This window comes from Rhodococcus gordoniae, assembly GCF_001646655.1.
GTDB lineage: Bacteria > Actinomycetota > Actinomycetes > Mycobacteriales > Mycobacteriaceae > Rhodococcus > Rhodococcus gordoniae.
Map to the genome: position 1 here is coordinate 31604 of NZ_LPZN01000012.1, position 24406 is coordinate 56009.

22 protein-coding genes and 1 pseudogene are annotated in these 24406 nt (G+C 68.6%); 12 read left to right on the forward strand and 11 right to left on the reverse strand.

The genetic code is table 11. From position 1 onward, the window contains the following. The first annotated feature begins 67 nt into the window (after positions 1 to 67). From A8G18_RS06805 to A8G18_RS06815, 3 genes are read left to right on the forward strand one after another with little or no spacing between them, the layout of a single operon-like run. Entirely contained in the window at positions 68 to 1399 is a 1332-nt protein-coding gene (locus A8G18_RS06805; protein WP_064063262.1) for a nicotinate phosphoribosyltransferase, read from the forward strand. Positions 1400 to 1404: 5 nt separating this feature from the next. Further along, the gene (locus A8G18_RS06810) at positions 1405 to 2013 is read left to right on the forward strand and encodes an isochorismatase family protein (RefSeq protein WP_064063263.1); all 609 of its coding nucleotides are present in this window, start codon (positions 1405 to 1407) and stop codon (positions 2011 to 2013) included. A 25-nt stretch (positions 2014 to 2038) separates the two neighbouring features. Next, on the forward strand, positions 2039 to 4066 hold the full coding sequence (locus tag A8G18_RS06815) for an ATP-dependent DNA helicase (protein WP_172506031.1): 2028 nt from the start codon (positions 2039 to 2041) through the stop codon (positions 4064 to 4066). A gap of 21 nt (positions 4067 to 4087) precedes the next feature. On the opposite strand, the gene glgP is transcribed toward A8G18_RS06815, so the two are convergent. Then, positions 4088 to 6664 (reverse strand): alpha-glucan family phosphorylase, encoded by a 2577-nt coding sequence (gene glgP, locus A8G18_RS06820; RefSeq protein WP_064063265.1) that lies wholly within the window; start codon positions 6662 to 6664, stop codon positions 4088 to 4090. Positions 6665 to 6985: 321 nt separating this feature from the next. Between glgP and A8G18_RS06825 the strand changes: the two genes are divergently transcribed. Genes A8G18_RS06825 through A8G18_RS06835 form a run of 3 tightly spaced genes read left to right on the forward strand, consistent with a single transcriptional unit; the run spans position 6986 to position 12688 of the window. Beyond that, positions 6986 to 9004, forward strand: coding sequence for a maltotransferase domain-containing protein (locus tag A8G18_RS06825; RefSeq protein WP_064063266.1), 2019 nt, complete (start codon positions 6986 to 6988; stop codon positions 9002 to 9004). Continuing rightward, positions 9001 to 11211 (forward strand): 1,4-alpha-glucan branching protein GlgB, encoded by a 2211-nt coding sequence (gene glgB / locus A8G18_RS06830; RefSeq protein WP_064063267.1) that lies wholly within the window; start codon positions 9001 to 9003, stop codon positions 11209 to 11211. Before A8G18_RS06825 ends, glgB begins: the two co-directional genes overlap by 4 nt. 28 nt (positions 11212 to 11239) lie before the next feature. After that, positions 11240 to 12688, forward strand: coding sequence for a neutral zinc metallopeptidase (locus tag A8G18_RS06835; protein ID WP_064063268.1), 1449 nt, complete (start codon positions 11240 to 11242; stop codon positions 12686 to 12688). A gap of 58 nt (positions 12689 to 12746) precedes the next feature. On the opposite strand, the gene A8G18_RS06840 is transcribed toward A8G18_RS06835, so the two are convergent. The 3 genes from A8G18_RS06840 to A8G18_RS06850 form a co-directional block, all read right to left on the reverse strand. Next, positions 12747 to 13634: a tetratricopeptide repeat protein gene (locus A8G18_RS06840; RefSeq protein ID WP_064063269.1), complete on the reverse strand. Its 888-nt coding sequence runs from the start codon at positions 13632 to 13634 to the stop codon at positions 12747 to 12749. 114 nt (positions 13635 to 13748) lie between these two features. Next, positions 13749 to 14108, reverse strand: a complete 360-nt coding sequence (locus A8G18_RS06845; protein ID WP_064063285.1) for a DUF3817 domain-containing protein — start codon at positions 14106 to 14108, stop codon at positions 13749 to 13751. A 103-nt stretch (positions 14109 to 14211) separates the two neighbouring features. Continuing rightward, a complete protein-coding gene (locus tag A8G18_RS06850) occupies positions 14212 to 15402 on the reverse strand; it encodes an acetyl-CoA C-acetyltransferase (protein ID WP_064063270.1) in 1191 nt (396 codons plus the stop codon). Between the two features lie 102 nt (positions 15403 to 15504). Between A8G18_RS06850 and mce the strand changes: the two genes are divergently transcribed. The 4 genes and pseudogenes from mce (at position 15505) to A8G18_RS06865 (ending at position 18034) form a co-directional block, all read left to right on the forward strand. Beyond that, positions 15505 to 15990: a methylmalonyl-CoA epimerase gene (gene mce, locus A8G18_RS06855; protein ID WP_064063271.1), complete on the forward strand. Its 486-nt coding sequence runs from the start codon at positions 15505 to 15507 to the stop codon at positions 15988 to 15990. Positions 15991 to 16073: 83 nt separating this feature from the next. After that, positions 16074 to 17306: a coiled-coil domain-containing protein gene (locus A8G18_RS06860; protein WP_064063272.1), complete on the forward strand. Its 1233-nt coding sequence runs from the start codon at positions 16074 to 16076 to the stop codon at positions 17304 to 17306. Between the two features lie 113 nt (positions 17307 to 17419). Next, a pseudogene (locus A8G18_RS23570) lies at positions 17420 to 17569 on the forward strand (MerR family transcriptional regulator); the annotation flags it as partial. A 66-nt stretch (positions 17570 to 17635) separates the two neighbouring features. After that, the gene (locus A8G18_RS06865) at positions 17636 to 18034 is read left to right on the forward strand and encodes a DNA polymerase III subunit beta family protein (RefSeq protein ID WP_280746506.1); all 399 of its coding nucleotides are present in this window, start codon (positions 17636 to 17638) and stop codon (positions 18032 to 18034) included. Here A8G18_RS06865 and A8G18_RS23325 read toward each other — a convergent pair. Further along, on the reverse strand, positions 18012 to 18287 hold the full coding sequence (locus tag A8G18_RS23325) for a hypothetical protein (RefSeq protein ID WP_174906174.1): 276 nt from the start codon (positions 18285 to 18287) through the stop codon (positions 18012 to 18014). The two genes, A8G18_RS06865 and A8G18_RS23325, sit on opposite strands and share 23 nt — an antisense overlap. Here A8G18_RS23325 and A8G18_RS23575 point away from each other — a divergent pair, their 5' ends adjacent. Continuing rightward, positions 18288 to 18410: a hypothetical protein gene (locus tag A8G18_RS23575; RefSeq protein WP_255162605.1), complete on the forward strand. Its 123-nt coding sequence runs from the start codon at positions 18288 to 18290 to the stop codon at positions 18408 to 18410. It begins immediately after the preceding gene. A gap of 38 nt (positions 18411 to 18448) precedes the next feature. On the opposite strand, the gene A8G18_RS06875 is transcribed toward A8G18_RS23575, so the two are convergent. Both A8G18_RS06875 and nucS read right to left on the reverse strand, forming a co-directional pair. Then, positions 18449 to 18772, reverse strand: a complete 324-nt coding sequence (locus A8G18_RS06875; protein WP_064063274.1) for a hypothetical protein — start codon at positions 18770 to 18772, stop codon at positions 18449 to 18451. Between the two features lie 2 nt (positions 18773 to 18774). Next, on the reverse strand, positions 18775 to 19449 hold the full coding sequence (gene nucS / locus A8G18_RS06880) for an endonuclease NucS (protein ID WP_064063275.1): 675 nt from the start codon (positions 19447 to 19449) through the stop codon (positions 18775 to 18777). A 42-nt stretch (positions 19450 to 19491) separates the two neighbouring features. Here nucS and A8G18_RS06885 point away from each other — a divergent pair, with 42 nt between their 5' ends. Next, positions 19492 to 21039, forward strand: a complete 1548-nt coding sequence (locus A8G18_RS06885; protein WP_064063276.1) for an adenylate/guanylate cyclase domain-containing protein — start codon at positions 19492 to 19494, stop codon at positions 21037 to 21039. A gap of 9 nt (positions 21040 to 21048) precedes the next feature. On the opposite strand, the gene ehuA is transcribed toward A8G18_RS06885, so the two are convergent. The 4 genes from ehuA to ehuB form a co-directional block, all read right to left on the reverse strand. After that, positions 21049 to 21813, reverse strand: coding sequence for an ectoine/hydroxyectoine ABC transporter ATP-binding protein EhuA (gene ehuA / locus A8G18_RS06890; protein ID WP_172506093.1), 765 nt, complete (start codon positions 21811 to 21813; stop codon positions 21049 to 21051). 61 nt (positions 21814 to 21874) lie between these two features. Beyond that, positions 21875 to 22519, reverse strand: a complete 645-nt coding sequence (gene ehuD / locus A8G18_RS06895) for an ectoine/hydroxyectoine ABC transporter permease subunit EhuD (protein WP_064063278.1) — start codon at positions 22517 to 22519, stop codon at positions 21875 to 21877. Then, positions 22516 to 23250, reverse strand: coding sequence for an ectoine/hydroxyectoine ABC transporter permease subunit EhuC (gene ehuC / locus A8G18_RS06900; protein ID WP_064063279.1), 735 nt, complete (start codon positions 23248 to 23250; stop codon positions 22516 to 22518). Before ehuC ends, ehuD begins: the two co-directional genes overlap by 4 nt. Positions 23251 to 23266: 16 nt before the next feature. Beyond that, on the reverse strand, positions 23267 to 24160 hold the full coding sequence (gene ehuB, locus A8G18_RS06905) for an ectoine/hydroxyectoine ABC transporter substrate-binding protein EhuB (protein WP_064063280.1): 894 nt from the start codon (positions 24158 to 24160) through the stop codon (positions 23267 to 23269). Positions 24161 to 24406: the final 246 nt, after the last annotated feature.

Here is a 24406-nt window from a genome sequence, read left to right on the forward strand (position 1 = left end):
TCCCAGGGTACGACTTCGGAGCACCGCGAAAAACCCGGCTCGGAGGCCGTGGCTCTACAGTGATCGGGTGCCCGAAGCCATTCACCCTGCCGGTCGTCCCGGCACCGCACTGTTCACGGACATGTACGAGTTGACCATGCTCGAGGCTGCCCTGGCGGACGGCACGGGCGACCGCCCGTGCGTCTTCGAGGTCTTCGCCCGGCGTCTTCCCCCGGGCCGGCGATACGGCGTCGTCGCGGGCACCGCACGGTTGATCGAGGCACTCGAATCTTTCCGGTTCGACGAGGCCGAACTCGGACTCGCGGCCGGTTTCCTCGCTCCGCGGACCGTCGAGTGGCTGCGCGACTTCCGGTTCTCCGGCGACATCGACGGCTACCGCGAGGGCGACTTCTACTTCCCCGGCTCGCCGATCCTGTCGGTGAGCGGCACCTTCGCCGAGTGCGTGCTGCTCGAGACGCTGACCCTGTCGATCTTCAACCACGACAGTGCGATCGCCTCGGCGGCCGCGCGCATGGTGAGTGTGGCCGACGGCCGCGCGCTCATCGAGATGGGTTCACGGCGCACCCACGAGGAAGCGGCGGTCGCCGCGGCGCGCGCCGCCTATCTCGCCGGTTTCGACTCGACGTCCAATCTGCAGGCCGCGCAACGGTACGGCATTCCCGCGGCGGGTACCGCCGCGCACGCGTTCACCCTGCTGCACACCACGACGGAGGGCCGCGACGAGGCGTCCGCCTTCCGCAGCCAGGTCGAGAGCCTCGGCGTGGGGACGACCCTGCTGGTGGACACCTACGACATCACCGAGGGCGTGAACACCGCGATCGCGGTGGCCGGCCCCGAACTCGGCGGGGTGCGCATCGATTCGGGTGATCTCGGTGTGCTCGCGCGCCAGGTGCGCGAGCAGCTCGACAAGCTCGGCGCGACCGGCACGAAGATCGTGATGTCCGGTGATCTCGACGAGTACGGCATCGCGGGTCTGCGGGCGGAGCCGGTCGACGCGTACGGGGTGGGCACGTCGGTGGTCACCGGTTCCGGTGCCCCGACCGCCGGGATGGTCTTCAAGCTCGTGGAGGTCGACGGTCTCCCGGTCGAGAAGCGCAGCGCGGCGAAGGAGTCCCGAGGGGGCGCGAAGAAGGCCGTGCGGTACGCGCGGCGAACCGGCACGCTCGTCGAGGAGGTCGTCTATCCCGCGCGGGCCGAGCAGGTTCCGCCGGGCGAGGGTTCGCAGGTCCACCCGCTGATGATCCCGCTGATCCGCGGCGGCGAACCGGTCGACGATCTGCCTACCCTGGAGGAGAGCCGGGAGTTCCTCCGCCGGAGCATGGTGAGTCTGCCCTGGGAGGGTCTGACGCTCTCGGCCGGGGATCCCGCAATCCCCACCCGTTTCGTCCGTGAGAGGTGAGTGCGATGCGCGCACTACTGGTCGTCGACGTCCAGAACGACTTCTGCGAGGGCGGTTCGCTCGCCGTGGTCGGCGGGTCGCAGGTGGCGTCCGACATCACCCGTCTGCTGCAGGTGCGCGGTGACGACTACGCGCACATCGTCGCCACCCGCGACCACCACGTCGATCCGGGAGAGCACTTCTCTCCCGAACCCGATTTCGTCGACTCGTGGCCGCCGCATTGCCGGGCGGGCACGCCGGGCGCCGACTTCCATCCGGAACTGACCACCGACCGGTTCGAGGCGATCTTCTCGAAGGGTGCTTCCGACGCGGCCTATTCGGGATTCGAGGGAGTCGACGACGACGGCACGGCGCTGGTGTCGTGGTTGCGCGACCGCGACGTGAGCGATGTCGACATCGTCGGTATCGCCACCGACCACTGCGTGCGGGCCACCGCGCTCGACGCGATCGCGGAGGGTTTCGGGGTCCGGGTGCTGCTGCCCTACACGGCAGGGGTGTCGGAGACGACGATCCGCGACGCGCTCGAGCGGATGCGGCAGGCCGGCGTCGAGCTGCTCACCGAGGTCCCGGATATCACGGAAGTCACAGGTCGCGGGGCCGCAGACCGAACGTGACGGTGGAGACCGATACCCTGTGCCGGTGCCGGATCTCCCCGAAGTCCCAGAATTGCTGCGAACCGCGGTACACGCGCTGGGTGGTAGGGAGCGGCGCAATCAGCTGACGATGGCCTCGGCCGTCGCGCACAGCATCGACACCGGCGAACACCTCGCCGTGCAGGCCGGCACGGGTACCGGCAAGTCGCTGGCCTATCTCGTGCCGAGCATCCGGTATGCGGTGAAGACGGGCCGCACGGTGGTGGTCTCCACGGCGACCATCGCGTTGCAGCGGCAGCTCGTCGAGCGCGACCTGCCGCGGCTCGCCGATGCCCTCACCGGCTCCCTCGGCCGGCGCCCGCGTTTCGCGATCCTCAAGGGGCGCGGAAACTACCTGTGCCTGAACAAGATCCACACCGGCCTCGCCGAGGAGACCCCCGACGCCGAACTGTTCGACGCGTTCGCCCTCTCCCGCATCGGCCGCGAGGTGCGCCGGGTGACCGAGTGGTCGTCCACCACCGAGACCGGCGACCGCGACGACCTCTCCCCCGGCGTCTCCGATCAGGCCTGGCGCCAGCTCAGCGTCACCGCGCGCGAGTGCCTCGGCAAGTCGCGGTGCCCGGTGGGAGAAGACTGCTTCGCCGAGATCGCGCGCGCGGAGGCCGCACAGGTCGACGTGGTCGTCACCAACCACGCGCTCCTCGCGATCGACGCGATCACCGGCATCTCGATCCTGCCCGAGCACGATGTCGTGGTCGTCGACGAGGCCCACGAACTCGTCGACCGCGTCACGAACGTCGCCACGGCCGAACTGTCGTCGGGCACGGTGTCGGCGGCCGCGCGGCGCTGCGTCAAGCTCGTCGAGGACGAGGAGATCGACCGGCTCGAAGGCGCCGCCGAGAACTGGGAGTCGTTCCTCGACGAGCTTCCCGCGGGTCGCTGGGACGACCTGCCCGAGGGTGCCGCGGCCGCGCTGGCCTCGATCCGCGACGCCGCCTGGGCCGTGCACACGGCGATCGGACCGGCCAAGCCCGGCACCGATCCCGAGGTCGCCGCCGCGCGCAGCCAGGCACTGGCGGAGATCGACGAGGTACACGACTGCGCGGTCCGGGTGCTCACGACCTTCGAGCAGCGCGATCCCTCGCAGCGACCCGACGTCGTGTGGCTGGCCGTCGACGAGTTCCGCGGCAACGTCCGCCGCACCGTGCGGGTCGCGCCGCTGTCGGTCGGTGGGCTCCTGCGCAGCCGGTTGTTCGGCGAGTCGACCGTCGTCCTCACCTCCGCGACCCTCACGGTCGGCGGATCGTTCGACGGCCTGGCGGTCAACTGGGGTCTACCGCCGCAGTCGCCCGCGCGCAGCGACACCGCCGCCGCGTCCGGTGCCGAACCACCGTCCGACAAGGGCGATCTCGCGTGGAACGGCATCGACGTCGGCTCGCCCTTCGACCACGCGAAGGCCGGGATCCTCTACATCGCCAAGCATCTGACACCACCCGGCCGCGGCGGCCTGCCGCCTTCGCATCTGGACGAGATCGCCGAACTCGTCACCGCAGCCGAGGGCCGGACACTCGGATTGTTCTCCTCGATGCGCGCCGCGAAGGCCGCCACGGAGGCGCTACGCGAGCGCCTCGACACACCGATCCTGTGCCAGGGCGACGACGCCACCGGCGCGCTGGTCGAGAAGTTCGCGGCCGACGAGGCGACGAGCCTGTTCGGCACCCTGTCGTTGTGGCAGGGCGTCGACGTCCCGGGCCCGTCGTTGTCGCTGGTGATCATCGACCGGATCCCGTTCCCCCGGCCCGACGATCCGCTGCTGGTCGCCCGGCAGCGCGCCGTCGAGGCCCGCGGTGGCAACGGGTTCATGGCGGTCGCCGCCAACCACGCCGCCCTTCTGCTCGCGCAGGGGGTGGGGCGATTGCTGCGCAGCACCGACGACCGGGGTGTGGTGGCGGTACTCGACTCGCGCCTGGCGACCGCGCGGTACGGCGGCTATCTGCGCGCGTCGCTGCCGCCCTTCTGGGAGACCGCCGATCCTGCGGTGGTCCGCCGGGCACTCACGCGTCTGCGGGAGTGAGCACCCGGCGGGTCCCGACTCTCACGGGAGCGCGACCATGCCGAGCTCGGCGGGCGAGGCGAGCAGTCCGTGCCGGGGCAGCACCCGCACCGTGTACCCGACGGCGCCGGCGAGCGGCAACGGCACCGTCGCGGTGAACTCCTCCCCCAGCGGATCGGAACCGATGTGCTCCATCGGCACGGTGACGGGGTCGCTGAGCACGTCGTCGGAGCCCACACGTCCGACCACGGCCTGCACCTCCACGTCCTCCGGGGCCAGGTCGCCGAGTTGCACGTGCGCGGTCAGCCCCAGCGGCAGACCGATCTGCGGAACCTCCGGAATCGGAGTCGAATCCACCTGCGCGACACGCACTCCCGGCCAGGAGGCGTCGATGCGGTGCCGGTACTCGGCCACCGCCCGCGCCCCCGCGTAGTCATCGGCCGTCACCTCCGCGGCCGCGGCGGCAGCGGGGATGTAGTAGTCGACGGCGTAGTCGCGCACCATCCGCGAGGCGAGCACCTTCGGACCGAGATTCTCGAGCGTGTGGCGCACCATCTCGATCCAACGTGCCGGCACACCGTCGGGGTCGCGGTCGTAGAAACGCGGCAGCACGGAGCGTTCGAGCAGTTCGTACAGGGCGGCGGCCTCGAGGTCGTCGCGACGGGTGTCGTCGACACCGTCTGCAGTGGGGATGGCCCAGCCGTTCTCGCCGTCGAACATCTCGTCCCACCATCCGTCGCGGATGGACAGGTTGAGGCCGCCGTTGAGGGCCGACTTCATGCCCGACGTGCCACACGCCTCGAGTGGGCGCAGCGGGTTGTTCAGCCACACGTCGCAACCCCAGTACAGATAGCGGGCCATCGACATGTCGTAGTTGGGCAGGAAGACGATGCGGTGCCGCACGTCGTACTCGTCGGCGAACCGCACGACCTGCTGGATGAGCGCCTTGCCGCCGTCGTCGGCAGGGTGGCTCTTACCGGCGACGACGAGCTGCACGGGTCGTTCGTCGTCGAGCAACAGGGTGCGCAGCCGTTCGGGGTCGCGCAGCATCAGCGTGAGGCGCTTGTAGGTCGGCACGCGCCGCGCGAACCCGACGGTGAGCACGTTCGGATCGAAGACCGACTCGATCCAGCCCAGTTCGGCGTCGGTGGCACCGCGTTCGATCCACGACTCGCGCAACCGGCGACGCACTTCGGCGACGAGCTGGGCGCGCAGCGCGTTCCGGGTGGACCACAGTTCCTTGCGATCGATGGCCTGGAGCAGTTCCCAGCCGCGGGCCTCCTCGACGCGATCGGGTCCGGCGAGGCGGTTGGCGAGCGCGATCCATTCGCGTGCGGCCCAGGTGGGGGCGTGCACGCCGTTGGTGACCGAGCCGATCGGCACCTCGGCGGCGTCGAATCCGGGCCACAGTCCCTCGAACATGCCGCGGCTGACCTCGCCGTGCAGTTTCGACACGCCGTTGCAGCGCTGGCCGAGACGCAGGCCGAGATGGGCCATGTTGAACACGTTCGGGTTGCTCTCGCGCCCGAGGGCGAGAATGCGATCGACGGTGAGGCCGGGCAGCAGCGCCGACTCGTTCTCACCGTTGGTTCCCGAGAAGTAGTGGCGCACCAGATCGATCGGGAAGCGGTCGATGCCCGCGGGCACGGGGGTGTGCGTCGTGAAGACGGTGCCTGCGCGCACCGCGGCGAGCGCCTCGTCGAAGTCGAGTCCGGAGCCGGTGACGAGTTCGCGGATGCGTTCGGCTCCGAGGAATCCCGCATGCCCTTCGTTCATGTGGAAGACGTCGGGGTCGGGCAGGCCGTGGATGCGCGTGTAGGCACGCACCGCGCGAACACCGCCGACGCCGGCGAGGATCTCCTGCTTGATCCGGTGATCCTGGTCGCCGCCGTAGAGGCGGTCGGTGACCCCGCACAACTCCTCGTCGTTGGAGGGGATGTCCGAGTCGAGCAGCAGCAGCGGCACCCGCCCCACCTGGGCGATCCAGATCCGCGCGTCGAGTGTCCGTCCGCCGGGTACGGCGACCTGCACGAGCGCGGCGGTGCCGTCGGCCTCGGTGAGCAGGCGCAGCGGCAGACCTTGCGGGTCGTAGGAGGGATAGTGCTCCATCTGCCAGCCGTCGGCGCTGAGCGACTGCCGGAAGTAACCGGAGCGGTAGAGCAGGCCGACGCCGATGAGCGGCAGGCCGAGATCGGAGGCGGCCTTGAGGTGGTCGCCGGCAAGGATGCCCAGGCCGCCGGAGTAGTTCGGCAACACCTCGGTGACACCGAACTCCATCGAGAAGTAGGCGATGCCGGCGGGCAGAGTCGTGCCGCGTTCCTGCTGTTCCTGGAACCAGCGGGGGCGGGCGAGGTAGTGCTCGAGGTCGGCCGCCGCGGCGTCGAGACGGGCGAGGAAGTCGCCGTCCTCGGCGAGCGCATCGAGGCGGGCGGGCGGCACCTCGCCGAGCAGCCGGACGGGATCGTTGCTGCACCGGCGCCACAGCTCCGGGTCGACCGATTCGAACAGGTCCTGGGTCTGCGGGTGCCACGACCATCTCAGGTTCGCGGTCAGGGCTCCCAGCGCGGCCAGCCGCTCGGGAAGATGGGCTCGTACAGTGAACCGGCGCAGTGCTTTCACGGGGTGCACACTACCCACCGGGGACGCTCCGTGACGGACGGGCGGATCTCACGTACCGGCATCCGCGCCGGTCGCGCAGAGATCCCCCGGCAGACGGGAAGGCCTCGCGACGTGCACACCGCGTGGCCTTCACTCCCACGGCCCGGTCACCAGAAGTGAACGCAGAGTTACAGATATTTTCGGTGTGGCACCGGGGATCCTTCGCGGGTCCCGCCGCATGCACAGCCGTGCGCCGCGACCTCCATTACGGTGGTGCGAGACACGGTCGTTGCCCCCATCGGCCCTGCTCGTCCACCCGGACCCGCACGGAACGGAGCTAGTGTGACAGGTCGGCTCGCCATCGACGACGTACAACCCTCCATCGACGGAGGGCGTTATCCGACGAAAGCGGTCGTCGGGGAGGTGGTGCCGGTCTCCGCCGTCGTATGGCGCGAGGGCCACGACGCGATCGCCGCGACACTCGCGGTCCGAGGACCGGCCGACGACCCCGACTCCGCGGGCAAACTGGTGCGGATCCCCATGGTCCCCGGGAGTGAACCCGACACCTTCCACGCCACCTTCTCCCCCACGAGCGTCGGTGCATGGACCTACCGGGTCGAGGCGTGGAGCGACCCGGTGGCGACCTGGCGACACGCGGTCACCGCGAAGATGGACGCCGGGCAGGATGCCACCGAACTCGCCAACGATCTCGAGGTCGGGGCACGGACCTTCGAGAAGGCCGCGAAGGGCGCTCCCCGCGGCAGCCGACCCGCCCTGCTCGCGGTCGCGCTGTCGCTGCGGTCCGACCGTCCGCTGCCCGAGCGCGTCGCCCCCGCCTTCTCCCCCGACGTCACCGAGATCCTCCGCGCTCATCCGCTCCGCGAACTCGTCACGCGTGGAAGGGCGTTCACAGCGTTCGCCGATCGTCGCCGCGCACTGTTCGGTTCGTGGTACGAGTTCTTTCCGCGGTCCACCGGAGGGTGGCACGAGGACGGAACCCCGCGGCACGGCAACTTCTCCACCGCCGCCGCCGATCTGCCGCGCATCGCGGCGATGGGCTTCGACGTCGTCTATCTGCCCCCGATCCATCCGATCGGCAAGATCAACCGCAAGGGACCGAACAACACGCTCGTCGCCGGTCCGCACGACGTCGGGTCGCCGTGGGCGATCGGCTCCGACGAGGGCGGTCACGACGCGATCCACCCCGAACTCGGCACCGAACAGGACTTCCGCGATTTCGTCGCCCGCGCGAAGGAACTCGATCTCGAGGTCGCCCTCGATCTCGCTCTGCAGTGCGCTCCCGACCACCCGTGGGCGCGGGAGCATCCGGAGTGGTTCACCGTGCTGCCCGACGGCACGATCGCGTACGCGGAGAACCCGCCGAAGAAATACCAGGACATCTATCCCATCAACTTCGACGACGACCCGGACGGCATCTACGCCGAGGTCCTGCGCGTGGTCCGGCACTGGATCCGGCTGGGCGTCGACATCTTCCGCGTCGACAACCCGCACACCAAGCCCCCGAGCTTCTGGGAGCAGCTCATCGCCGAGGTCAAGCACACCGATCCGGACGTGCTGTTCCTGTCGGAGGCGTTCACCCGTCCGGCCCGCATGTACGGGCTCGCGCGGCGCGGATTCACCCAGTCCTACACGTATTTCACGTGGCGGGTCGCGAAGTGGGAGCTCACGGAGTTCGGTACCGAGATCGCCGCGAAGGCGGACGAGGCGAGGCCGAACCTGTTCGTGAACACCCCCGACATCCTGCACGAAACCCTGCAGCACGGCGGGCCGGGCATGTTCGCGTTGCGGGCGGCGCTCGCCGCCACCCTGGCGCCGTCCTGGGGTGTCTACTCGGGTTACGAACTGTTCGAGCACCTCGCGGTGCGGCCGGGCAGCGAGGAGTATCTGGACTCGGAGAAGTACCAGTTGCGGCCGCGACGGTTCGACGAGGCGCGCCGGCGCGGCGAGTCGCTCGAACCGTGGCTGACCACCCTCAACCGCATCCGGCGGGCTCATCCGGCTCTGCAGCAACTACGCAACATCACCTTCCACCACGTCGACAACGACGCCCTGATCGCCTACTCGAAGTTCGATCCGTCCACCGGCGACTGCGTGCTCACGGTGATCAATCTCAACCCCTACGGAGCCGAGCAGGGCACCGTCTGGCTCGACATGCCGGCGATCGGACACGACTGGCAGGACCATTTCCCCGTTTACGACGAGGTGAGTGGGGAACAGTACTCGTGGGGACAGGCCAACTATGTGCGCCTCGAGCCGTGGCGGGCGGTGGCGCACATCCTGACACTGCCCCCGATCGGCATCCCCACCCGCACAACGCTCGCCTACAGGAGGCAGTCGTGACCGTGCCGCCCCAGACGCCGGGCGCCGAGGTGCCGCGCCGGCGCCACAGCCCGCGACCGGAGGATCTGGCGCTGCTCGCCGCCGGTGAGCACCACGATCCGCACGCGGTGCTCGGCGCCCACCCGCACCCGGAGGGGACGGTCATCCGAGCGCTGCGGCCCGGGGCCGAGAAGGTCGCCGCCCGCATCAGCGGCCGCGATCATCCGCTCGAACCCGTGGGAGAGGACGTCTTCAGCGCCCTGATCCCCGTCTTCGATCTCGCCGACTACCGCCTGGTGGTGACCTACCCGTTCGAGCACGTCGAGGTCGTCGCGGACGGTTACCGCTTCATGCCGACGCTGGGCGAACTCGACCGGCACCTGCTGAGCGAGGGCCGGCACGAACGTCTGTGGGAAGTGCTCGGGGCACATCCGCAGACCTACGAGACCCCCGACGGCCCGGTGACGGGCACCTCGTTCGCCGTGTGGGCGCCGGGAGCACGCGGAGTCACCGTCGTCGGCGACTTCGACGGCTGGGGTGGGCGCACCGCCCCCATGCGGGTGCTCGGATCGAGCGGTGTCTGGGAGGTCTTCCTGCCCGGCATCGAACCGGGTGCGCTCTACAAGTACCGGGTGCACGGCCGCGACGGGTCGATCCGCGACAAGGCCGATCCGATGGCGTTCGCCACGGAGGTACCGCCGGCGACGGCGTCGAAGGTCACCGAGAGTCGCTACACCTGGAACGACGAGGACTGGATCGCGACCCGCGAGAAGTCGCAGCCCTGGCAGGAACCGATGGCGGTGTACGAGGTGCACCTCGGTTCGTGGCGCCCGGGCCTGAACTACGCCGAACTCGCCGACCAGCTGGCCGAGTACATCCTCGGGACCGGTTTCACCCACGTCGAGTTGCTGCCGGTCGCCGAGCATCCTTTCGGCGGGTCGTGGGGCTACCAGGTCACCTCCTACTACGCCCCGACCTCACGGTTCGGCAGCCCCGACGAGTTCCGCGCGTTCGTCGACCGTCTCCACGCCGCCGGGATCGGCGTGATCATGGACTGGGTGCCCGCCCACTTCCCCAAGGACGAGTGGGCCCTCGCGCGGTTCGACGGCAGCCCCCTGTACGAACATCCCGATCCGCGCCGCGGTGAGCAGCTGGACTGGGGTACCTACGTCTTCGACTACGGCCGGCCGGAGGTGCGCAACTTCCTCGTCGCCAACGCCCTGTACTGGATCGAGGAGTTCCACATCGACGGTCTGCGTGTCGATGCGGTCGCCTCGATGCTGTATCTCGACTACTCGCGTCCCGAGGGCGGATGGACACCGAACATCTACGGCGGACGCGAGAACCTCGAGGCCGTGGCCTTCCTGCAGGAACTCAACGCCACCGTCCACAAGCACTACCCGGGGATCGTCACCGTCGCCGAGGAATCGACGTCCTGGCCGGGCGTGACCCGCCCGACGAATGTGGGCGGGCTCGGGTTCAGCATGAAGTGGAACATGGGCTGGATGCACGACACCCTCGGCTATCTCGGCCGCGACCCGGTGCACCGTACCTATCACCATCACGAGATCACGTTCTCGCTCGTGTACGCGTGGAGCGAGAACTTCGTGCTGCCCATCAGCCACGACGAGGTCGTCCACGGCAAGGGCACGCTGTGGACGCGCCTGCCGGGCGACGACGCGACGCGTGCCGCCGGTCTGCGGTCGATGCTCGCCTACATGTGGGCGCATCCGGGCAAACAGTTGCTGTTCATGGGCCAGGAGTTCGGGCAGGTCGCCGAGTGGTCGGAGGAACGTGGGCTCGACTGGTGGCAGCTCGACGAGCCGCTCCACGCCGGCATCCACCGTCTGGTGTGCGACCTCAACGGCATCTACCGCTCGCATCCGGCGCTCTACACGCTCGACACCACACCCGGCGGGTATTCGTGGATCGACGCGAACGACGCCCACAACAACGTCCTGTCGTTCCTGCGCTACGGCAGCGACGGCTCGGTGGTAGCGTGCCTGCACAACTTCTCGGGCACGACCTACGCCGACTATCGTGTCGGATTGCCCGAACCGGGCACGTGGGAGGAAGTCCTCAACACGGACGCCACCGACTACCAGGGCAACGGAGCAGGTAACTTCGGTGCCGTGGAGGCGGGCGAGCACTCGTGGCACGGACGCCCCGCATCGGCTCGGGTGACCTTGCCTGCGCACGGCGCGATCTGGTTGTCGCTGCGGAGGTGACGCTGCCCGACGACAGGAGCACAACGACATGCGACGGACGCACCGGTTCACGCGACTGGTGGTGCCCGCACTGACCGTCGTCCTGCTGGCGGGATGCGCCCAGCAGATCGAAGGAACGGCGGTGTCGATCTACGACAACCCCTTCACCGTGGCGGGTCTGCCCGTCACCTCCGGGGCGTCGGGTCCGCGCAGCGGGGTGCCCGATGCGGCCGTGGAGATCGAGAACACCGACGGCGGCCCCGTCGACGTCCTCGCCGGCAACGCGATCGCCGACATCGAGGAGTACTGGCGTCAGGAGTTCGCGTCCGTCGCCCGCGGCACCTTCCGCCCGGTCGAGACGATCGTGTCGTGGGATCCGTCCGAACGACGGGGTCCGCGGTTCTGCGGCAAACCCACCTACGACTTCATCAATGCGGCCTACTGCAGTGGCGGCGACGAGATCGGCTGGGACCGCACCTTCCTCATGCCGCAGCTCATCGACAGCTTCGGTCCGATGGCTGCGGTGACGGTCCTCGCCCACGAGTACGGGCATGCCGTCCAGCACACGGCGGGTCTGGTCGCCGAGGACGATCCCGGCATCGTGTTCGAGCAGCAGGCCGATTGTTTCGCCGGCGCCTTCATGCGGCACGTCGCGGAGGGACGCGCGACGCACTTCCAGCTCGACACCTCGGACGGACTCAACAACGTGCTCGCGTCGATGGTGCTCTTCCGCGACGTCGACCCGAACGATCCCGACTCGATCCACGGCTCCGCCTTCGAGCGCGTGACGGCCGTGCAGATCGGTTTCACCGACGGGACCGCCGCGTGTGCGCGCATCGACGCCGCCGAGATCGAGTCGCGTCGCGCCGACCTGCCGCAGTACTACGACAGCGCGGACGACGGCGAGCTGCCGGTCACCGGCGAATCGGTCGAGGCGATCTTCGAGTCGTTCCATCAGGTTTTCGATCTCGGGGCTCTGCCGCGGCTCGATCTGGCGGGTGCCGACCTCGCCTGCGCGGACGCGCAGGCCACCTCACCGGTGTCGTACTGCCCCGCGACGAACACCGTGGGCGTCGACATGGAAGCACTCTCGGAGCGCGGGACGGCCGCCCCGTCGGGAAGCGGGTTCGATTCCGGTGTCCGCGGCGACTACAACGCCTACGTGCTCGTCGCGTCGCGTTACGCCCTCGCGGTGCAGAAGGAGGCGGGGCAGTCGCTCACCGAGCCGCGCACGGCACTGCGGGCCGCCTGCCTGTCCGGGGTGATCAGCGCGGCGCTGAGCCCGGACAGCACCGTCGCGTCGAACGTCGACCCGAGCCGGGTACTGGTGTGGCTGTCCCCCGGCGACCTCGACGAAGCGGTTTCGGGTCTGCTCACCGACGGTCTCGCGGCGAGCGACGTCAACGGCAACACGGTGCCGAGCGGGTTCGCGCGGGTGGACGCCTTCCGCACCGGGGTCCTCGGCGGTGAGGCGGCCTGCAGCGGGCGCTACCGCTGAGACGACACCGGCCGCTCACCCGGAGGGTGAGCGGCCGGTACGACGGGTCGATGACGGATCAGTACAGCGCCATCGCGAGCTTGCGACGCGACGCCACCACAACCGGGTCGGCGGCGTCGAACAACTCGAACAGTTCGAGGAGCCGGGTGCGTGCCGCGGTTCGTTCGTCCCCGGCGCTGCGACGCACGAACTCGATGAGACGACCGAACGCCGCCTCGGGTTGCTGCGCGAACAGTTCGGCGTCGGCCGCCGCGAACTGTGCTTCCAGATCGGTCGGCGCGGCATCGGCTCGCTCGACCGCATCCTCGGGGAGGATGCTCGCGCGGGCCAGGAAACGCACCTGGCGCAGAGCGGCCTGAGCCTCGGTGTTACCCGGCTCGGAATTGAGGACGAGCTGGTAGGCAGCCTCGGCGCCTTCGAAGTCGCCGTTCTCGAGCGCCTGCTCGGCAGCCTCGAGACGCGGATCGACGGGTTGCTCCTCCGGCTCGGCGCCGGGCGGGCCCGACAGCTTGCCGGCGACCGCGTTCCGAATGGCATCGAGCCACTGACGCAGCGCGGGTTCGGGCTGGACGCCCTGGAAGTCGGCGAGCGGCTGCCCGGCGGCGATCGCGACGACCGTGGGCACCGACTGCACACCGAACGCCTGGGCGATGCGTGGGCTCGCGTCGACGTCGACCTTCGCGAGGACCCACGCACCGCCGGCTTCGTTCGCGAGCTTCTCGAGGACTGGTGAGAGCTGCTTGCACGGCTCACACCAGGTGGCCCACAGGTCGACGATCACGGGCACCTGCATCGAACGCTGCAGCACCTCGGTCTCGAACGTCGCTTCGGTGACCTCCACGATCGGGGCGAGGGTACCGGGCGCGGCGCCGTCGCCACCGGCAGGAGGCGGAGGCGGCGCGGTGGCCCTCTCCTTGAGCGGTGAGAGATCCACCGCGCCGGACATCGCCGCGGCGACGGCGGCAGAAGGTGCTGGACGGGAACCGGGTCGAGTCACGTCCACCAGTTTGTCACGAGCGACCGGGATCGTGCTGCGCGGTCCGAGGGTGCGACCGCGAGGTCAGGCGTTGACCGTGGCTTGGTCGCGGGTCGCGGGAGCGGACAGCTCCCCGAGGCGGCCGGTGCGCACGGCCCAGCGCTCGAAGACGATGGTGCCGAAGGGCGGAACACTCGAGACGAGGGCGAGGAAGGTGGTCTTCAGGTCCCACTTCAGCTGCAGAGCGGTGAGGAGGGCGAGGGCGACGAACGGGATGAACCCGGCGACTCCGTGCACCATGCCCGGGATGGCGATCGCCTCTTCGTATCCGAGCACCCACTTGAAGAACATCGCGATCAGCAGGGCGAGCCAGGTCACGGCCTCCCAGATCGCGACGAGGCGGAAACGCTTCGCGGGCGTGGACAGGTCGAAGATGTTCGTCATGAGCCCCATTGTGCAGGAGCTTCTACGACGGCCCGTAGTGCCGTGAGAGACATCACGGCCCCGACGCGACGCGCCGGGGCCGTATTCGTGCTCTCGGAATACGTCAGGCCTTGGGCACCCGCACGATGAGGGCGTCGCCCTGGCCGCCGCCACCGCACAGGGCAGCCGCACCGACGCCGCCACCGCGGCGCTTCAGCTCGAGCGCGAGGTGCAGCACGATGCGCGCACCCGACATGCCGAGCGGATGGCCGAGCGCGATCGCACCGCCGTTGACGTTCACCTTCGCCGGATCGATGCCCAGCTCGCGGGCCGAGACGATGCCGACGGCGGCGAACGCCTCGTTGATCTCGACGAGGTCGAGATCGGCCGGGTCGATGCCCTCACGCTCGCAGGCCGTGGCGATCGCCCGTGCCGGCTGCGACTGCAGCGTCGAGTCCGGTCCGGCGACGACACCGTGGCGGCCGATCTCGGCGATCCAGCTCAGGCCGAGCTGTTCGGCCTTGGCCTTGCTCATCACGACGACCGCCGCGGCACCGTCGGAGATCTGCGAGGCCGAACCGGCGGTGACGGTGCCGTCCTTCGAGAAGGCGGGACGCAGCGCCCCGAGCGATTCGGCGGTGGTCTCCGGGCGGATGCCCTCGTCGGCGGCGAAGACGATCGGCTCGCCCTTGCGCTGCTTGATCGACACCGGCACGACCTCGTCGTCGAACAGGCCGTCCTTCCAGGCTCGGGCGGCGTTCTGGTGCGAGGCGGCGGCGAAGGCGTCCTGCTCGTCGCGGGAGACGAAGCGATCGCCGGAGTTGGCCGACTCGGTGAGGTTGCCCATCGCCTGGTCGGTGAAGATGTCGTGCAGGCCGTCGTAGGCCATGTGGTCGCGCAAGGTCACATCGCCGTACTTGAAGCCGGCGCGGGACCCCTCGAGCATGTGCGGGGCCCGGCTCATCGACTCCTGGCCGCCGGCGACGACGACGTCGAACTCGCCCGCGCGGATCAGTTGGTCGGCCATCGCGATCGCGGTGATACCGGACAGGCACACCTTGTTGATGGTCAGCGCCGGCACGTTCATCGGGATGCCGGCGGCGACGGCGGCCTGCCGGGCCGGGATCTGGCCGGCGCCGGCGGTGAGCACCTGGCCCATGATGACATATTCGACCTGCTCAGGGGCCACACCGGCGCGCTCGAGCGCACCGGAGATCGCCACGCCACCGAGATCCGATCCGGAGAAATCCTTGAGCGAACCCTGCAGACGCCCCATGGGCGTACGGGCTCCGGCGACGATGACAGAACTGCTCACGGGACATTCCTCCGAAAGATCGGCATGTGATCGGAAAACTCCACCGGTATTCACCTGAATCCCGGTAGGAGTGCACTCAACGGTACCGCTACCGTCTAGAGCATGACCGAGACCTCTCCCACATCCTCTCCGGCAGCGTCCGTTCTCGCTTCCGGGCTCGTCACCGCCATCGACCACGTCGGCATCGCAGTTCCCGACCTCGATGCCGCTCTCACCTGGTACGCCGAGAACCTCGGCCTCGTGTCCACCCACGAGGAAGTCAACGAAGAGCAGGGGGTGCGCGAGGCGATGCTGGCCGTTCCGGGGACCCCCGAAGGGTCCACCATGATCCAGCTGCTCGCCCCGCTGAACGAGAACTCCACCATCGCGAAGTTCATCGACCGCAACGGCCCGGGTCTGCAGCAGCTCGCCTACCGCGTCTCCGACATCGACGCCGTCTCCACGGCGCTTCGTGAGCGCGGCGTCCGGCTGCTGTACGACGCACCCCGTCGCGGCACCGCCGACTCGCGTATCAACTTCCTGCACCCGAAGGACGCGGGCGGCGTCCTCGTCGAGCTCGTCGAGCCCGCAGCGCATTCCGCTCACTGACGGCTCTTCCGGATGCGCTCCCGAACACGGATGGGCGGGAGCGCATCCGGGTCGTACCCGCATCCAACGGGTAGATTGTCTCCATGGTCTTCGATCGTGATCGCGCACCCAGCCACCTGCCGTTCTCCATCGTGCGGAAGGGCTTCGACCGCGACGAGGTGACCAACTACTTCGCCCGGTTCGAAGCCGAGCTGCGCGTGACCGCCACCGACCGCGACGCCGCCGCCGCGCAGGCCCGCGATCTGGCCCGTCAGCTCGAGAACGCCCGCAACGAAATCGACGAACTCCGCAAGGACGTCGACCGGCTGTCGGTGCCTCCCACCACTGCAGAGGGCATGAGCGACCGCATCTCACGGATGCTGCGGCTCGCCTCCGACGAGGCCTCCGAGCTGCGTGCCCGTGCCGAGGCCGACGCCGCCGAGATGATCTCGCTCGCGGAGCAGGAGGGCATCCGCCTCCGGGGCGACTACGAGAAGAAGCTCGCCGAACTCGAGGACACCCGCGTCGCCTTCGCGGCCGAGCACGAGCGGACGATGACCGCGGCCCGCGCGGAGGCCGAACGGATCGTCGCTGCGGCCCGCGCGGAAGCCGAGCGACTTGCCGCCGAGGCCGAGGCCAAGCGCGAGCAGGTGCAGCAGGATTTCGAGATCACGATGGCCGAACGCCGCACCAAGGTGCTCGGCTCCCTCGACGAACTCGAACGGACGAGCAAGGCCGAAGCCGAGCGCCGTCTCGAGGAAGCCACGCAGGAAGCCGAACGGCGACTCACCCAGGCCACCGAACAGTCCGAGCGGAAGGTGTCGAACGCGCGCGACCTCACCGAGGAACTCCGTGTGCTGCGCGGGCGCATCCTCGGCCAGCTCGACGCCGTTCGCGAACAGCTCGACGACGTCCCCACCCTGCTCGCAGCGATCACCCGCGAAGGCGAACTGCTCGACCGGGAGATCTCCCTCGACGAGCCCCGCACGACCGTCCTCGGCACGGCGCGCGACAACAAGCAGGGTGGCGACAAGCAGGGTTCGGACGACGAGAGTCCGAAGGAGCCGGCATCCCCCGAGGCCGACGCGAAGGCGGACAAGACCGCGCCGCTGCCGCAGACCGACAAAACCACGCCCATGCCGCAGGCCGACCGGACGGTGCGGATCCCGAAGAGCGACGCCTCCGGCCCGAACTCGGCCGCGCAGCCGAACAGCGGCGCACAGGGATCCCAGTCCACTCCGCGTACGCCGAACGCCTCGGCGCCGCATCGCTCGCCCTCGGTCGGTGCCGGTGCGCAGGGTCGCTCCCCTGCCGTGGCCAGCAAGGTCCGCAACTGACGAGTTCGGCGAACACGCCGATCGACATCATCTCCGGGTCGGTCACAGGCCCATCATGAAGCTTCGACCGACTCGAAGGTCAAGCCCGACGGCCGGCGACCGTCGGATCGACCGCGAGCGCATTGCGGTTCTACGACGACGCCGGCCTGCTGCGTCCCGAGCAGGTCGATCCGTCGACGGGATACCGGTTCTACAGTCGCTCCCAGGTCCCGCGCGCCTGCCGGCTGCGGCAGTTGCGGGAGATCGGGATGCCGCTGCTCGCCATCGGCGAGTTCTTCGCCACCGACGCGGACGAGGCCGCACGGCTGCTCGACGACCACGTCGCCGGGATGACCACGGAGGCCGAGAGGCTCCGACGGGCCGCCGAGACACTCGGGGCGTCCTTGCGTGCCGAATCCCGCCGCGTGATCTGCACGGTGCCGGGACCCGTCCTCGCCGGCGCCGTCGATCAGGTCTCCGCCTCCACCGGTCACGACCCCGACATCCCGGTGCTGAACGGCGTGCACATGGAAACCGGATCCGGCTGCGTGAGGCTGACTGCCACCGACCGGTACCGGCTCGCCACCCGGACGCTCGTGCCCACCGATCCGACCTGCCCGTCCTGGGCCGGCACACTCGCCGGCGACGACCTGCTGCTCGACATTCGCGGCACCGATCTGCCCGTCACCGTCCGGTCGGCCGACGACGGGGATCTCACCACACTCGTCATGCCGCGCAGCGCCCCCTGAAGCACTCCCCCTCAGCAGTGCCCTCCGGAACAGCGACACCCGGATCCGGCGAAGACCTCGACAGGAGCCCCGCCATGTCCACTTCCCCCTCGACGCTGCCGATGTCCTCACCGACGAGCGCGCCCGAAAACACCACGACACCCTCCGCGTCGCGGGCTTCCATCCGAGCCTGCACCTGAACCTGGCCGACGACTTCCGCCGTCTCGGGTCGTTCCGGGCGGCCGCGGAACATCTCGACCGCGCGCAGGACCACATGTCCGCGCTCCCCGACGATCCCTACGGCGACACCATCCGCACAGCCCTGCACGAGGTGCGGCAGGCGATCACCGACCGCGACACCGCGCCGCGAGCGTCCGCACCCGGTACCGCCCGCTGACGGATCCGCTACGACCGGACCTCAGCGATCCGTCGTGGCTAGGACCAGCGTCGGGTGGGTCGGCGGGTGCCGCGTCCCGCCCAGCATCCGCTGTGCCAGTGCCGCCGGTCCTCCGTCCCGCCGAGCGCATCGGTCGGCCACGCGACGACGTGGGGCGTTCCCGGCGCGATCTCGTGATCGCATCCCGGGCACCGGTACGGCTTCGTGGCGCGCGAGCCCGGCACGGTGCGCACGGTGAAGCGCTCCCCCTCGGCCCCCGCGGGTCCGTTCTCGGTGCGCACCGTCGCCCCGAAATAGGTCGGGGCCTCGCCGGACGCCCCGCCGCGCTTGCGGTCGGTGCGGGATCTGTTGCGGCGCGGCACGATCAGAACAATCTGAACTCGGTGCTCTCGGTGCCCCGCATCGCCTCGTAGTCGAGCACGAGGCAGCGGATGCCGCGGTCGGTGGCCAATGTCCGTGCCTGCGGCTTGATCTGCTGCGCCGCGAACACGCCGCTGACCGGAGCGAGCAGCGGATCCCTGTTGAGCAGTTCGAGGTAACGGGTGAGCTGCTCCACACCGTCGATCTCGCCGCGACGCTTCACCTCCACAGCGACGGTCGCACCGTCGGCGTCGCGGCACAGCAGATCCACGGGCCCGATCGCCGTGGGGTATTCGCGCCGGATGAGAGTGAAACCCGTCCCGAGGGTCTCGACGTGCTCGGCGAGCAGTTCCTGTAGGTGTGCCTCGACGCCGTCCTTGATCAGACCGGGATCGACACCGAGTTCGTGGCTCGAATCGTGGTCGATCTCTTCGAGAGTGATCCGGAGCTGTTCGCCTGCCTTGTTCGTGACCACCCACAGGGCCTCGGCGTCCTCGGCCGATTCCTCTTCGAGCCAGCAGGGTGGGCTCATCCAGTTCAGAGGCTTGTAGGCACGGTCGTCGGCGTGGACACTCACCGAACCGTCGGATTTGACGAGAAGGAGACGTCGGGCCGTCGGCAGATGAGCCGTCAGGCGTCCGATGTAGTCCACACGGCAACGGGCAATCACAAGACGCACACAGCCACCCTAGAGGATCGACTCGACTAGTCTCGAACGACCATGCCCGCACGCAGTCACCGCACGGCCCCGCTCGGATCGGCGATCCTGGGAGAGCCTGCCGAACCGATCCGACGGCAACGCATCAGAATCCAGACCCTGCTGACGTTCTCCCTGATCGGCACGCATCTCGTCGGCGCTCTCATCGTGGCCGCACTGATCAACGTCGTCATCCCGGGCCCGTCCGTGCTGACCTCCGACTTCCTCGTGATCACCGCGATCCTCGCCCCGGTCTACGTGGTCTCGGCCGTCGTGATCGGCTCGGTCCTCGGCACCCGGGCGACGCTTCGCCGGCTGCGCTGGGCGCTCGAGAACCGCCCTCCCACATCGCAGGAGCAACGGATCGCGCTGCGAATGCCCTGGCGCACCACCCTCCAGCAGGGAGCACTGTGGTTCATCGGGCTGATCCTGTTCACCGTCGGCTTCGGGATCATCGATCCGCAGACCATCCCGAAGGTCGCGCTGACCATCACCCTGGCCGGCATCACGGTGTGCGGATTCGCGTACATGTTCACCGATTTCGCGCTACGCCCTATCGCCGCGCGCGCACTCGAGGCCGGAACGCCGCGCCGTCCGCGCCTGGCCGGCACCACCGGACGGGTGATGCTCGCATGGACCCTGGGCAGCGCGGTACCCGTCGTGGGCCTGCTGTTCATCGCGGTGTTCAGCTTCATCCGTCCCGTCACCCCCACCCGACTGGCGATCACCATCCTCGCCATCGGCGGGCTCGGTCTGTTCACCGGTTCGCTGCTGATGTTCCTCACCATCCGGTCGACCATCGCGCCGATCGAATCGGTACGGGCCGGGATGCAACGCATCGCGTCGGGCGACTTCGACACCGCCGTCGTCGTCTACGACGGAACCGAACTCGGGCAACTGCAGACCGGATTCAACCGGATGGCCGAAGGCCTGCGCGAACGCGAGAAACTGCGCGACGTGTTCGGCAGACATGTCGGACGGGAGGTCGCGGCCGCCGCGCTCACCAATCCGAGTGTGCTCGGCGGGGAGGAACGGGATGTCGCAGTGCTGTTCGTCGACATCGTCGGATCCACCGCGCTGGCCGCCGGCCGCCCACCGACCGAGGTGGTGGCCCTCCTCAACCGGTTCTTCGCGGTCGTCGTCGAAGAGGTTCATGCCGCCGAAGGATTCGTCAACAAGTTCGAGGGCGATGCGGCGCTGGCCATCTTCGGTGCGCCGGTCGCCCTCGGCAATGCGGCCGGAGCCGCTCTCGGCGCCGCGAGACGGATGGCGCGACGCCTCGCGGACGAAGTGCCCGAGTGCCGTGCGGGAATCGGGGTCACGGCAGGTCGCGCGGTCGCGGGGAACATCGGCGCGCAGGAACGCTTCGAGTACACCGTGATCGGCGATCCGGTCAACGAAGCAGCGCGACTGTCGGATCTCGCGAAAACCGTTCCCGGCTGTGTCGCGGCGTCGGCACGCACCGTGCTCCTCGCACCCGACGACGAACGTTCCCGGTGGGAGGAGGGCGAGGAGATCACCCTGCGCGGCCGTTCCGAGCCGACCCGGCTGGTCGTTCCGCGCCCGGATTGACGGCCGGTCTCACTCCCCCGCCAGTACCGCGTCGAGGAACTTGCGCGTGCGTTCCTCCCGCGGACCGGTGAAGATGCGCTCGGGTGGTCCCTCCTCCACGATGCGGCCCCGATCGAACATCAGCACGCGATCGGAGACGTCGCGGGCGAAGTGCATCTCGTGCGTCACGATCAGCATCGTGATGTCGGTCGTCTCGGCAATCGTCCGCAGCACGTCCAGCACGTCCGCGACGAGTTCGGGGTCGAGGGCCGAGGTGACCTCGTCGAGCAGCAGGATCTCCGGATCCATGGCGAGCGCACGAGCGATGGCGACCCGCTGCTGCTGACCACCCGACAATTGCGTCGGGTGCGCGTTCTCCTTGTCGGACATGCCGACCATGGCGAGCAGTTCCCGCGCACGGTCGCGCGCGTCGGCCTTGCTGCGGCCGAGCACGTGGACCGGAGCCTCGGTGAGGTTCTCCATGACGTTCATGTTGGGGAACAGGTTGAACTGCTGGAACACCATCCCGATGCTGCGACGCATCGATCGGAGGTAGCGTTCGGAGGCCGGAACGAGACGTGACCCCTTGCGTTCGTGGCTGAGCGGCTCCCCCTTGACCCACACCACACCGTCGTCGATCTTCTCGAGGGTCATGAGCAGGCGCAGTATGGTCGTCTTGCCCGAGCCGCTCGGACCGATCAACGTCACCCGCTCTCCCGGAGAGACGGTGAAGTCGAGGTGGTCGAGGACCACGTGATCGCCGAATCTCTTGACGACGGAATCGAATCGGATCATGGATCCGTCGGAGGTGGCGGCAGGCAGCAAGTTGCCGTCCGCGCCGGCTTCCTTGTTCATCTCAATAGGCAAGGCGACGCTCCAATCGGCGGACGAGCAACGACGTCGGATAGCTGGCGATGAGGAAGATGAGACCGGCCAGGGTGAGCGGCTCCAGATACTGGAAGTTGCGCGCACCGAACTGCTGGGCGGCCGTCACCATTTCCACGACGGAAATGGTGAACAGGAACGGGGTGTCCTTGAACAGCGACACCGCGTAGTTGCCCAATGCGGGCACGACACGACGTACGGCCTGCGGGAGGATCACCGCTCGCCAGGTGCGCAGCGGCGACAGCGACAACGCCCGGCACGCCTCCCACTGCCCCTTCGGCACCGCCTCGATACCCGCCCGGTACACCTCGGCCATATAGGTCGCGTAGTGGATACCCAGCACCGCGATGCCGATCTGCAGCGCGCTGAATTGTGGAAGCAGGTAGTACACGAACAGCAACTGCACCACGAGCGGCGTGAGCCGGATGAACTGGACGACGGCGGACAACGCGGTGGCGAGAACCTTCGGCAGCGAACGGCGCGCGACTGCAACGATCAGCCCGAGCACCGCTGCCACCACGAACCCGAGGACCGTGGCGAGCAAGGTGATCCGGAATCCTTCGAGCAGTACCGGTAGCGCCTCGGCCGCCCGTTCCCAACTCCAGTCGACGTTCATGATCGTGCCCCCACCGGCTGGTCGAAGACCGGGGCGAGTCCGAAGATCTCACGTAGTGTCGGACCGCTCCCCAGGCGACTCTTGGCGCGTACCTCGAGCGCGTTCATCAACAGGGTCAGCACGTAGCCGAGCACGAAGTACAGCACCAACCCCACACCGAACGCGAAGATGGTGTCGCCGCTTCCCCGACGGAGCTGCTCGATCTGGAACGTGAGGTCCTGCAGCAGGATATAGCTCGCCAACGCCGTTCCCTTGAGCAACTGGATGAGCAGATTCGTCAGCGGCGGAATCATCTCGGCCCATGCCTGGGGGAAGATCACTCGTCGCATGCGTTGCCAGTAACCGAAATTCAGCGCGGTCGCCGCCTCCAGTTGCGGCGTGGGCACCGACGCGATCGCACCACGCACCACCTCGGCACCGTAGGCACCGTAGTTGAGCGACAGCGCGAGGATCCCGCACACGATCGATTCGAGCCGGAATCCGAACAACGGCAGGACGTAGAAGAGCCAGAACAGCTGCACGAGAAGCGATGTGCCGCGGAAGAACTCGATGAACACCCGCGCGCTCCCACGCAGGGCGACGTTCTTCGCGCCTGCCGCCAGTCCGAGCGCGACGGCGAGCAGGAACGCGAAGATCGCGCTCCCCACAGTCAATTCGACGGTGACGAGCAGACCGTCGAACAGTTGCGGCAGGGAGTTCCACAGCAGATCGATCTTGGAACCGAAATCCATGACTACGCAGCCGAGGTCAGGAAATGCCCTCGCAGAGCATCTCGGTCGTCAGTTCCGGATCGGGCATCTCCGCTTCCGTGAAACCGAACTCGCCGACGATGGACAGATACTTCTGCGGGTCGGACGTGATCTTGGCCAGTTCCTCGTTGTAGGCATCGCGCAGTTCGGTGTCCTCCTTACGGAACACCGTTCCGCCGGCACCCACCTGGGGTACGCCGTCGATCTCCGCGACGAACGACTCGGTGACCTCGACGGGCGCGTCCTCGTTGTTCTGCTTCATCCAATTGAGCGAGATGCCGGTCAGCGCGAAGACGTCCGCACGTCCGTTGACGACCGCGTCCATCCCGTCCTGGGGAGACGCCACCTGCATCGCGTCGATTCCGAGCGAGGAGGCATAGTCGGCTTCGATGGCGCCGGTCATGACCGCCATCCGGACGCCGCTCTCGGCGATCGACTGCATGTCGTCGAGCTGTTCCGGATTGCCCTGCGGGACCATGAGGGCGGTCGTGTAGTTGAACTCCGGCTCGCTGAACAGCGCCTGTTCACACCGCTGCGGCAGGATCGACATACCGGCGCTGACGACGTCGAACCGTCCTGCCTGCAGGCCCGGGATGAGCGCGCCGAAGTCCGTCGCCACCCCTTCGACATTGTCGATACCGAGATTCTCGAAGATTTCGCGGTGGAGTGCGACGGTGGCACCGGTGAGCTTGCCGTCCAGCATGAAGCTGTAGGGTGCCTCGCCCGCGAAACCGACGGTGACGGTGCCTTCCTCCCGGAGCCGGTCGAGAGTCGATCCCTCGCTGCCGGTATCGACGCTCGTGCATCCTGTGACGGCCGCGCCGACGAGTCCCAGTCCCGCGATCACCGCCGTGAACCTGCCGGCGGTACCCGTAGTCGATCGATTCGTCATCGTCTCGCCCCTCCTCGTCGTCGACGAGAACGCCCCCGACAGGCGCTCACACGCCGAACCCGCACGAACCGTGCGATCGTGCATGAGCGGACGTTACCGACATAAGGAGGCACGACCTGGAACAGAGCGTGTTCGTTACGAGGTCGTGATCCCCGGGAAGCCGGCAGCGGCACGCCATACCCGGAAGACAACCGGAAGACAATAGGACGCGCAGAACCTTGCTCAGGAAACACGAAAGGGGACCCA